Source organism: Streptomyces pathocidini, assembly GCF_001418495.1.
Classification (GTDB): domain Bacteria; phylum Actinomycetota; class Actinomycetes; order Streptomycetales; family Streptomycetaceae; genus Streptomyces; species Streptomyces pathocidini.
Window position 1 is genome coordinate 1 of record NZ_LIQY01000398.1, and the last position, 8,641, is coordinate 8,641.

Annotated in this window: 7 protein-coding genes; 2 read left to right on the forward strand and 5 right to left on the reverse strand. The window is 70.4% G+C overall.

Annotated elements, in window-relative coordinates:
• From AOK16_RS18595 to AOK16_RS18610, 4 genes are all read right to left on the reverse strand, one after another.
• A partial coding sequence (locus tag AOK16_RS18595; protein ID WP_157859259.1) for a P-loop nucleotide/nucleoside kinase family protein occupies nt 1–673 on the reverse strand: 673 nt, incomplete at its 3' end.
• A 93-nt stretch (nt 674–766) separates the two neighbouring features.
• Nucleotides 767–1,678, reverse strand: a complete 912-nt coding sequence (locus AOK16_RS18600; RefSeq protein WP_055473356.1) for a carbohydrate ABC transporter permease — start codon at nt 1,676–1,678, stop codon at nt 767–769.
• On the reverse strand, nt 1,675–2,589 hold the full coding sequence (locus AOK16_RS18605) for a carbohydrate ABC transporter permease (RefSeq protein ID WP_055473359.1): 915 nt from the start codon (nt 2,587–2,589) through the stop codon (nt 1,675–1,677). Before AOK16_RS18605 ends, AOK16_RS18600 begins: the two co-directional genes overlap by 4 nt.
• Nucleotides 2,590–2,638: 49 nt before the next feature.
• Nucleotides 2,639–3,961 carry an ABC transporter substrate-binding protein gene (locus tag AOK16_RS18610; protein ID WP_205627728.1) on the reverse strand — a complete coding sequence of 441 codons (1,323 nt, stop codon included), beginning with the start codon at nt 3,959–3,961 and terminating at the stop codon, nt 2,639–2,641.
• Between the two features lie 229 nt (nt 3,962–4,190).
• Here AOK16_RS18610 and AOK16_RS18615 point away from each other — a divergent pair, with 229 nt between their 5' ends.
• Nucleotides 4,191–6,248: an NPCBM/NEW2 domain-containing protein gene (locus AOK16_RS18615; RefSeq protein ID WP_055473357.1), complete on the forward strand. Its 2,058-nt coding sequence runs from the start codon at nt 4,191–4,193 to the stop codon at nt 6,246–6,248.
• Nucleotides 6,249–6,544: 296 nt separating this feature from the next.
• Here the strand turns inward: AOK16_RS18615 and AOK16_RS18620 are convergent, their stop codons facing one another.
• Nucleotides 6,545–7,513 carry an ROK family protein gene (locus tag AOK16_RS18620; protein ID WP_055473358.1) on the reverse strand — a complete coding sequence of 323 codons (969 nt, stop codon included), beginning with the start codon at nt 7,511–7,513 and terminating at the stop codon, nt 6,545–6,547.
• 118 nt (nt 7,514–7,631) lie between these two features.
• On the opposite strand from AOK16_RS18620, the gene AOK16_RS18625 reads away from it, so the two are divergent.
• Nucleotides 7,632–8,641: LacI family DNA-binding transcriptional regulator (locus AOK16_RS18625; RefSeq protein ID WP_055473361.1), on the forward strand; the 1,010-nt coding region annotated here is incomplete at its 3' end.

Consider the following 8,641-nt stretch of genomic DNA (forward strand, 5'->3'; position numbering starts at 1 on the left):
TTGGGTCGACGAGCAGGACCCGGTCCTGCTCATCGAAGAGCAGCACGCCCGCCGCCACCGTCTCTGCCGTCGGCTCGGGCGTCTGCACGATGTCGCACGCCCCTGCGACGCCGCCGCGTACGGCCTCGGCTATCCGTTCCGCGGCCTGCCGCGGGGTCAGCCGGCCGGTGTCGACGGTGTACGCGTCGGCGGTGAGCCAGGGCAGCGCGGCGCGGTAGGACGTCAGTTGGTCGAGCGCCCACCGCCGTACGCCCTCGCTCCGGTCCGGGTCGTCTGTGAGCTCCCCGCGCTCGGCGATCCGTTCGCGCAGGATCGTTTCGTCAGGTGCCAGCAGCACATGCCGTACCGGAATGCGGCGGGCGGCGAGCCGGCCGAAGATCTCGTCCCGGTAGTCCTGCCGGAACAGGCTCATCGGGATGACCAGCGTGCCGCCCAGCTCGGCCAGCATCGCCGCGGCCGTGTCGACCACCAGCCGCCGCCAGATGGGCAGTTCCTGGTAGTCGACGACGTCGCCGCACTCCAGCTCCTTCAGCTGCTTGCGCGGGAGCAGCTGCCGCAGCGCCCCGCCGGTGACCTCCGGGTCGTAGACGGTACTGCCCGGTATCAGGTCCGCCAGTTCGCGAGCGGCGCCGGTCTTCCCCGCGCCGTACGCACCGTTCAGCCAGACGATCACGGTCCCCCCTCATATGTCGGCCCCCAGTGGCTGCCCGCTACACCTTGCCACGGAAGCCCCCGGGGAAACCCGCGAAGCCCTCGGTGGCCGAGGTCAACCCTTGCTCGAGCCGAGGGTCAGCCCGGCGATGAACTGCCGCTGGAGGAGCAGGAACACGAGGATCGTGGGCAGTGCGACGATGACCGAGCCGGCCGCCAGCAGGTTGTAGTCGGTGAAGAACTGGCCACGCAGGTTGTTGAGCGCCGAGGTGATCGGCAGCTTGTCGCCGTCGGAGACGAAGACCAGCGCCCAGAGGAAGTCGTTGTACATCCAGGTGAACTGGAGCGTGCCGAGCGCGGCGAGGGCGGGGCGGCACAGCGGCAGCGTGATGCGCCAGTACTGCGTCCACACCCCGGCGCCGTCCACTCGCGCCGCCTCCAGGATCTCCAGCGGCAGGGTGCGCATGAAGTTGGCGAGAACGAAGACACAGAACCCCGTCTGGAAGCCGACCTGGACGGCGATCACCGCCCAGAACGAGTCGTACATCGTCATCGACTCGGACATCCAGTACGGCAGCGGGATGCGGTTGAACATCACGTACAGCGGGGTGACGATCACCTGCTGGGGCAGCAGGTTGCCGGCGGTGAACAGCATCAGCAGCACCATGCCGCCCCGCATCCGCAGCCGCGCCACGGCGAAGGCCACGAAGGACGCCAGGAAGAGCGCGAGGAGCACGCCCGGGACGGCGATGATGAGCGAGTTGACGAAGTACTTGCTCATCCCGGAGTCGGTGAACGCCTGCCGGTAGTAGTCGAAGGACAGGTTCCGCGGCAGCGAGAAGTAGCCGTGCGCGGCGGTCTCCTCGTACGGGCGCAGCGAGGCGTAGACGGCCAGCAGCAGGGGGGCGAGGAAGGCCAGGGAGACGGTCATGAGGAAGGCGTGCAGGCCGAGCCGCCCGGGCCGGACGGGCCTGCGGCGGGCGGCGGGCAGTGCGGCGCCGACGGCGGGCGCGGTCTCGGCGGTCATGTCTGCTTCTCCCCTCGGAGCTCCTGGACGAGGTAGGTGGCGATGAAGCCCAGGGAGACGGTGAGCAGGACGACCGCGATGGCCGAGCCGAAGCCGATCCGGCTGGCCTCGCCGATGATGTTGTCGGTGACGAGCACGGAGAGCAGTTCGAGGCCGTTTCTGCCGTGGTTGATGGCGTAGACGATGTCGAAGGCGCGCAGCGCCTCGATGACGGTGATGACGCCGACGATCACGTTGACCGGGCGCAGGGTCGGGAAGACCACGCGGAAGAAGGTCTGCCGCTCGCTCGCGCCGTCGATGGCCGCGGCCTCCTTGAGGGAGGCGTCGACGGACTTGAGCCCGGCCAGGTAGAGGATCATCACGTAGCCGGTGTGGCGCCAGGCGGCGGCGATGAGGACCATCCAGATGTTGAGGTCCGGATCGCCCAGCCAGTCGACGGGGTGGTCCTGGTTGGCGAGTACGGCGTTGAGCGCGCCCTGGTCGCGGGAGAAGACCAGTTGGGCGATGAAGCCGACGATGGCGAGCGAGAGCACCACCGGCATGTAGAGCGTCGACTGGTAGAAGCGGCTGAAGCGGACGCCCCGGTCGAGGAGCACGGCGAGGAACAGCCCGAACGGGGTCGCCACGAGCCCCAGGAAGCCCAGCCACAGCAGGTTGTTGCGGACCGCGGGCCAGAACTGCGGATAGTCGGTGAACAGCGTCGCGTAGTTCTTGCCGCCGACCCAGCGGATCTCGCCGAGCCCATCCCAACTGGTGAAGGACAGGCCGATGGAGGCGAGGGTCGGGCCCCAGACGATGGCGAGGTCGAGCAGGACGGGCAGGCCCAGCAGCACGCCGAGGACGGCGAGGTCGCGGCGGGTGAACCGCCGCGGGCCCCGCCGTCCGGCGCGTGCGCGTGGTGCGGGCCGCATGGTCGGAAGCGGCACGGAAGGTGCTCCTCGGGGTGCGCGGTGGTCCGGGCTATTCGGCGGCGAAGATGTCCTTCCGCTGCCGCTCGATGTCCCTGACCAGGCCGTCGACGTCGTTCGGATTGTTGATGAACTCCTGAATGGCCCGGATCATCACGGTCGAGGCGAAGTCGGGCCGGGTGTCGCGGTCCATGAACTGGGAGATCTGCTTCGCGCCGGAGACGAGTTCGACGGCCTTCTTCTGGAGCGCGTTGTACGAGGAGGTGTCGGCGCTTTCGTTGACCGCGATGTTGTTGGGGTCACTCCGCAGGTAGCGCAACTCGGCCTCGGGTGTGGCGAGATACTTCAGCAGGTCCTCGGCGGCCTCGGGGTTCTTGGCCTTCTTCGACATCAGGAATCCGTCGATGGGCGCTTCCACCGCGTCCTGCCCGTGGGCCGGGTCGATTTCGGGGAAGGGGAAGAAGTCGAGGTCCTCGCGGTCCGTCGCGCCGAACTGCTGCCCCGGGTGCGGGAGTCCGAAGACGGCCATGCCCGACTTCTTCGCCTGGAGGGACTGGGCGGCCTCCTGCCACGTACGCCCGTTGGCGCCCTGCTGGTGGTACGGCATGAGGCCGCGCCACAGGTCGAAGACGTTCTTCACCCGGGGGCTGGTCCACGACTCCTCGCCGCTCATGAGCGAGATGTGGAAGTCGTAGCCGTTGGCGCGCATGTCGAGGTAGTCGAAGGTGCCCATGGCGGGCCAGCCGTCCTTGTCGCCGAAGGCGATGGCGTCCAGGCCGTCCTGGTCCATCTTCTTGGCGAGCGCCCGGTATTCGTCGAAGGTCCTGGGTATCTCGTACCCGCCCTTCTCGAAGACGCTCTTCCGGTAGAAGACGGCCCACGGGTAGTAGTAATAGGGCACGAAGTACTGCTTGCCGTCCTCGCCGGTGGACTGCTTCTTGAGGGCGTCGGAGAATCCGTCGAAGCCTTTCCACAGGTCGCTGATGTCGGTGAGCAGTCCCTTCTTGGCGAAGAACTGCATCCGGTATCCGGCGAACCACATGAACACGTCGTCCGGGGAGCCCTGGAGATAGCGGTTGATGTTCTCCTGGAACGCCTCATGGTTGACGGTGTTGACCTCCACGGTCTTCTTCGACTGCTTCTCGTACGCGGAAAAGGCCTGCGCGTAGGCCTTCTTCGGCACGGCGTCCGAGGCGTTGGAGCCGAGAGTGACGGTCTTGCCGTCGCCACCCGGGCCGCTGCCGCAGGCCGTCAGCAGCGACGGCAGGGTGACCGCGCCCGCGCCGATCGCGGCGCCGCGCAGGAGGGACCGGCGGGACAGCGGGCCCGCGGGGTTTCGGGGCAGCGCGGAACCGTTGAACGATGACTGGGTCATGTCCCTGTCTTCTCCTCCGAGTCGAACCCAACACAACCGAACGCGAGTGGGTGGATCTCACCTCGGGGGCTGGGCGCAGTCAAGGGCTTTGGCAGGGCATGGCTCAACCGTTACCGCTTCCCTTCCAACACACTTGAACAAGCTCTAACGTGAGTGCCCGTCAGCGATATCGCAAGGCCGAGCCACCGACGTCGTGTCATCCACCTGCGAAGACGGAGGACCGGAAACGATGCGCCAACTCGCCATACGCACCACGGGCCGAAGAGCTGCCGGAGCGCTGGCCGCCGCCATCCTGCTGTGCGCGGCAGGCCCGGCGGCCCCTGCCTCGGCCCGGACCGCCGAGAACCGGACCGCCCAGGACCGGGCGGCTCCCGCGGCGGCCCGGGAGGCCTCCGGGGACGGCCTGGCCCTGACCCCGCCCATGGGGTTCAACAACTGGAATTCCACCCACTGCCGTGCCGAGTTCAACGAGCAGATGGTCAAGGGCATCGCGGACATCTTCGTGGAGAAGGGCCTCAAGGACGCGGGGTACGCATACGTCAATCTCGACGACTGCTGGGCGCTCCCGGAGCGGGACGCCGACGGCAAGCTCGTCCCCGATCCGGCGCGCTTCCCGAACGGCATCAAGGCCGTGGCCGACTACGTCCACTCCAAGGGCCTGAAGTTCGGCATCTACACCAGCGCGGGCACCAAGACCTGCAACGAGGCGGGCTTCCCCGGCGGTCTGGGTCACGAGTACAGCGATGCCCAGCAGTTCGCGGACTGGGGCGTGGACTACCTCAAGTACGACAACTGCAACAACCAGGGCGTGGACGCCAAGCAGCGCTACACCACGATGCGCGACGCGCTGAAGGCCACCGGCCGCCCGATCGTCTACAGCATCTGCGAGTGGGGCCAGAACAAGCCATGGGAGTGGGCCGGCGAGCTCGGCAACCTCTGGCGCACCACGGGCGACATCAGCGACAACTGGTCGAGCATGGTGTCGATCCTGAAGAAGAACCTGCCGCTCGCGCCGCACGCGAGGCCCGGCAACTGGAACGACCCGGACATGCTGGAGGTCGGCAACGGCGGCATGACCGGCACGGAGTACCGCTCGCACTTCTCGATGTGGTCGATCATGGCCGCGCCGCTGCTCATCGGCTCGGACCTGCGCCGGGCGGACGGCGAGACCTTCGAGATCCTCGGCAACCGCGAGGTCGTCGCGGTCGACCAGGACCCGCTGGGCCGGCAGGGCACGGTGGTCTCCTCCGGGGAGCAGAGCGGGCGCTGGGTGGTGGCCAAGGAGATGGCCGACGGCAGCCGCGCGGTCGCCCTGTTCAACGAGTCCGACAGCGCCCAGCGGATCGCGACGACGGCCTCGGACGTGGGCCTGCCGACCGCCGACGCGTACAGGGTGCGCGATCTGTGGCAGCACGAGGACTTCAACTCGGCGGGCACGCTCTCGGCCACCGTCCCGGCCCACGGCACGGTGCTGCTGCGGGTCTCGGCCGACCCGGAGTGGGCCGCGTACCCGCCCGCGGTGGAGCTGGGACTCGACGGCAGGTTCGCCGAGACAGGCCGGCCCGCGCGGACCACCACGACGGTCACCAACCTGGGCCGCACGCCCGCCCGGCGGATCTCGGCGCGGCTGACCGCCCCCGAGGGCTGGCAGGTGAAGGCCTCCTCCCCCACCTCCGCGAAGTCCCTTCCCCCTGGCGGAAAACTGACCACGACCTGGCTGCTGGAGCCGCCGCGGGACACCCCACCGGGCTCGTACGACCTGACGCTCCGGGTCGCGTACAGCTCCCCGGGCGGTGACGCCGCCGAGGCCCGACTGCCCACCGGCCTGAGCGTCGTGGAGCCGCCACCCGCCGGCGCCTCGTACGTCAGCGACCTGCCGCTGCTCAGCGCGACGAACGGCTGGGGACCGGTCGAGAAGGACTCCAGCGTCGGCGAGAGCGAGGCCGGGGACGGCAATCCGCTCACCATCGCCGGCACGGTCTTCACCAAGGGGCTGGGCGTCCACGCCCCGAGCGCCGTCGAGGTCTACGCGGGCGGCGGGTGCGAGACCTTCACCGCGCGGGTGGGGGTCGACGACGAGGAGGCCGTGAACGGCACGGTGGCCTTCGAGGTCTGGGCGGACGGCGAGAAGGCCGCGTCGACCGGGGTGCTCACCGCGGACCTGCCCGCGCAGGCCCTGTCGGCGGACGTGAGGGGCGCCGACGTCGTACGCCTGGTGGTGACCGACGGTGGAGACGGCGTCGACTACGACCACGCGGACTGGGCGGAGGCCGAGCTCAGCTGCTGACCGCCCCGCGCACACGTCATCTCGGCGGCTCCGGCGACCAGTTGGCGACCGGAGCCGCCGCGCCCCCGCGGAAACGCACCCGGCGGAGCCGGCGAAAAGCCGCCGGCTTCGGCCACGAACGGGCAGGGCCCGGTCGAACCCGGCGCCTACAACGGCGAGAAGCCCGCGGGGGACGGTGCGCGCATCGGCTTCGGCGCCACCGTGGAGGCCGAGGGGGACACTCGTGGTGGGTAGAGATGGTCCCGCGGGTGGGGTGAGAAGGGCGGACGGCAGGTCGGCTGGAACCGCGGAGGACCTCAGGACGCGGTCGGCTCCGCCGCCGACTCGCGGACCGCCCCGGAAGGGGTCCACGCGGCGGCTGCCGCGCCGATCAGGCCCGCGTCCGTGCCCGTCTGAGCGGGCCGGACGGCCAGCTCCTGAACGAACGACAGCGTCGCGTAGTTCCCCAACGCCCGCCGCAGCGGGGCGAACAGCACCTCACCGGCCGCCGCGACCCCACCGCCGATCACGGCGACGTCGATCTCGACGAGCGTCGCCGTCGCGGCGATCCCGGCGGCGAGCGCCTGGGCCGCGCGGTCGAACGAGGCCTGCGCGAGAGCGTCCCCCGCCGTGGCCGCCCGCGCGACCGCCGCGGCGGTCGCGTCCCCGTCGGGCCCCGGCAGCCAGCCGTTCTCCAGCGCACGCCGGGCGATGTTGGGGCCGCTCGCGATCCGTTCGACGCATCCGCGCGCCCCGCAGGGGCAGGCGTCCCCGTCCAGATCCACACTGATATGCCCGATGTGCCCGGCGTTCCCGGTCGGCCCGGGATGCAGCCGCCCGTTCAGGACGAGCCCGCCGCCGACGCCCGTGGAGACGACCATGCACAGCGCGTTGGTGTGCCCGCGGGCGGCACCCCGCCAGTGCTCGGCCGCCGTCATGGCGACGCCATCGCCGACGAGCGTCACCGGCAGCCCGCCCGCCACCTCCCGCACCCGGTCGACCAGCGGATAGTCCCGCCACCCGGGGACGTTGACCGGGCTGACCGTCCCGGCCGAGGCGTCGACGGGCCCGGCGCTGCCGATGCCCACCGCGGAGGCCGCGGACCACCGTGCGTCCTGGGCGAGTTCACCCAGCACCGCGGCGACCGCCGCCATGACCGTGTCACCGTCCTCGCGCGCGGGCGTGGGCCGCTGGGCGCGCGCCAGAAGACGGCCGGTGCCGTCGACCAGCGCCCCGGCGATCTTTGTGCCCCCGATGTCGAGGGCGGCGACGAGGTCGTTCTGCATCGGTGTCGTATCTCCTGGTGGACGGGGTTCCAGCGGTCAAGTCTCACTGGTTTTGACAACGTTGTCCAGGGCCTATGCTCATAGCGGACCCGCCCCTGGACGAACAGGACTTCGCACCGTGGCAGAAACCGCCCCTCCAACCGAACGCCGATACGGCAGCCGGCCCACCATGAAGGACGTCGCGGCGCGGGCCGGCGTCGGCCTCAAAACGGTATCGCGGGTGGTGAACGGCGAGCCGGGCGTCACCCCTGACACCGTCCGCCGCGTCCAGGAGTCCATCGACGCGCTCGGCTTCCGGCGCAACGACAGCGCGCGGGTCCTGCGCAAGGGGCGGACGGCGAGCATCGGCCTGGTCCTGGAGGACCTCGCCGACCCGTTCTACGGGCCGATGAGCCGCGCCGTGGAAGAGGCCGCGCGCGCCCACGGGGCACTGCTGATCCACGGCTCCAGCGCGGAGGAGCCGGACCGCGAGCAGGAACTCGTACTGGCGCTGTGCGCACGGCGGGTGGACGGGCTGGTGATCGTGCCGGCCAGCGACGACCACCGCTATCTGGAGCCGGAGATCGCGGCCGGGGTGGCCACGGTGTTCGTGGACCGGCCGGCCGGCCGGATCGACGCGGACGTGGTGCTGTCCGACAGCTTCTCGGGCGCGCGGGACGGGGTCGCGCACCTCATAGCCCACGGCCACCGCAGGATCGGCTTCATCGGCGACCGACCCCGCATCCACACTGCGACAGAGCGGTTGCGCGGCTACCGAACCGCCATGGCGGAAGCGGGACTTCGGGTCGACGACTCCTGGGTGGCCCTCGGCTCCACGGAACCGGAACGGGTACGGGCCACGGCGTGCGCCATGCTCGACGGCGCCGGGCAGCCGCCCGTCACCGCGCTGTTCTGCGGCAACAACCGGGTGACGGTCACGGTCGTGCGGGTGCTCAACGGGAGGGTACGGCCGGTGGCGTTGGTGGGGTTCGACGACTTCGAACTGGCGGATCTGCTGTCGCCCGGGGTCACGGTGATCGCGCAGGACGCGGCGCAATTGGGGCGGACGGCGTCGGAACGCCTGTTCCGCCGGCTGGACGGCGCGTCCGACGCGCCCTCCCACTTCCTCCTCCCCACCCGCCTGATCCC

Excerpts from the sequence above, each read along its gene's own strand:
- AOK16_RS18600 (WP_055473356.1), bottom strand. The coding sequence starts at position 1,678 with ATGACCGCCGAGACCGCGCCCGCCGTCGGCGCCGCACTGCCCGCCGCC.
- AOK16_RS18605 (WP_055473359.1), bottom strand. The coding sequence starts at position 2,589 with ATGCGGCCCGCACCACGCGCACGCGCCGGACGGCGGGGCCCGCGGCGG.
- AOK16_RS18610 (WP_205627728.1), bottom strand. The coding sequence starts at position 3,961 with ATGACCCAGTCATCGTTCAACGGTTCCGCGCTGCCCCGAAACCCCGCG.
- AOK16_RS18615 (WP_055473357.1), top strand. The coding sequence starts at position 4,191 with ATGCGCCAACTCGCCATACGCACCACGGGCCGAAGAGCTGCCGGAGCG.
- AOK16_RS18620 (WP_055473358.1), bottom strand. The coding sequence starts at position 7,513 with ATGCAGAACGACCTCGTCGCCGCCCTCGACATCGGGGGCACAAAGATC.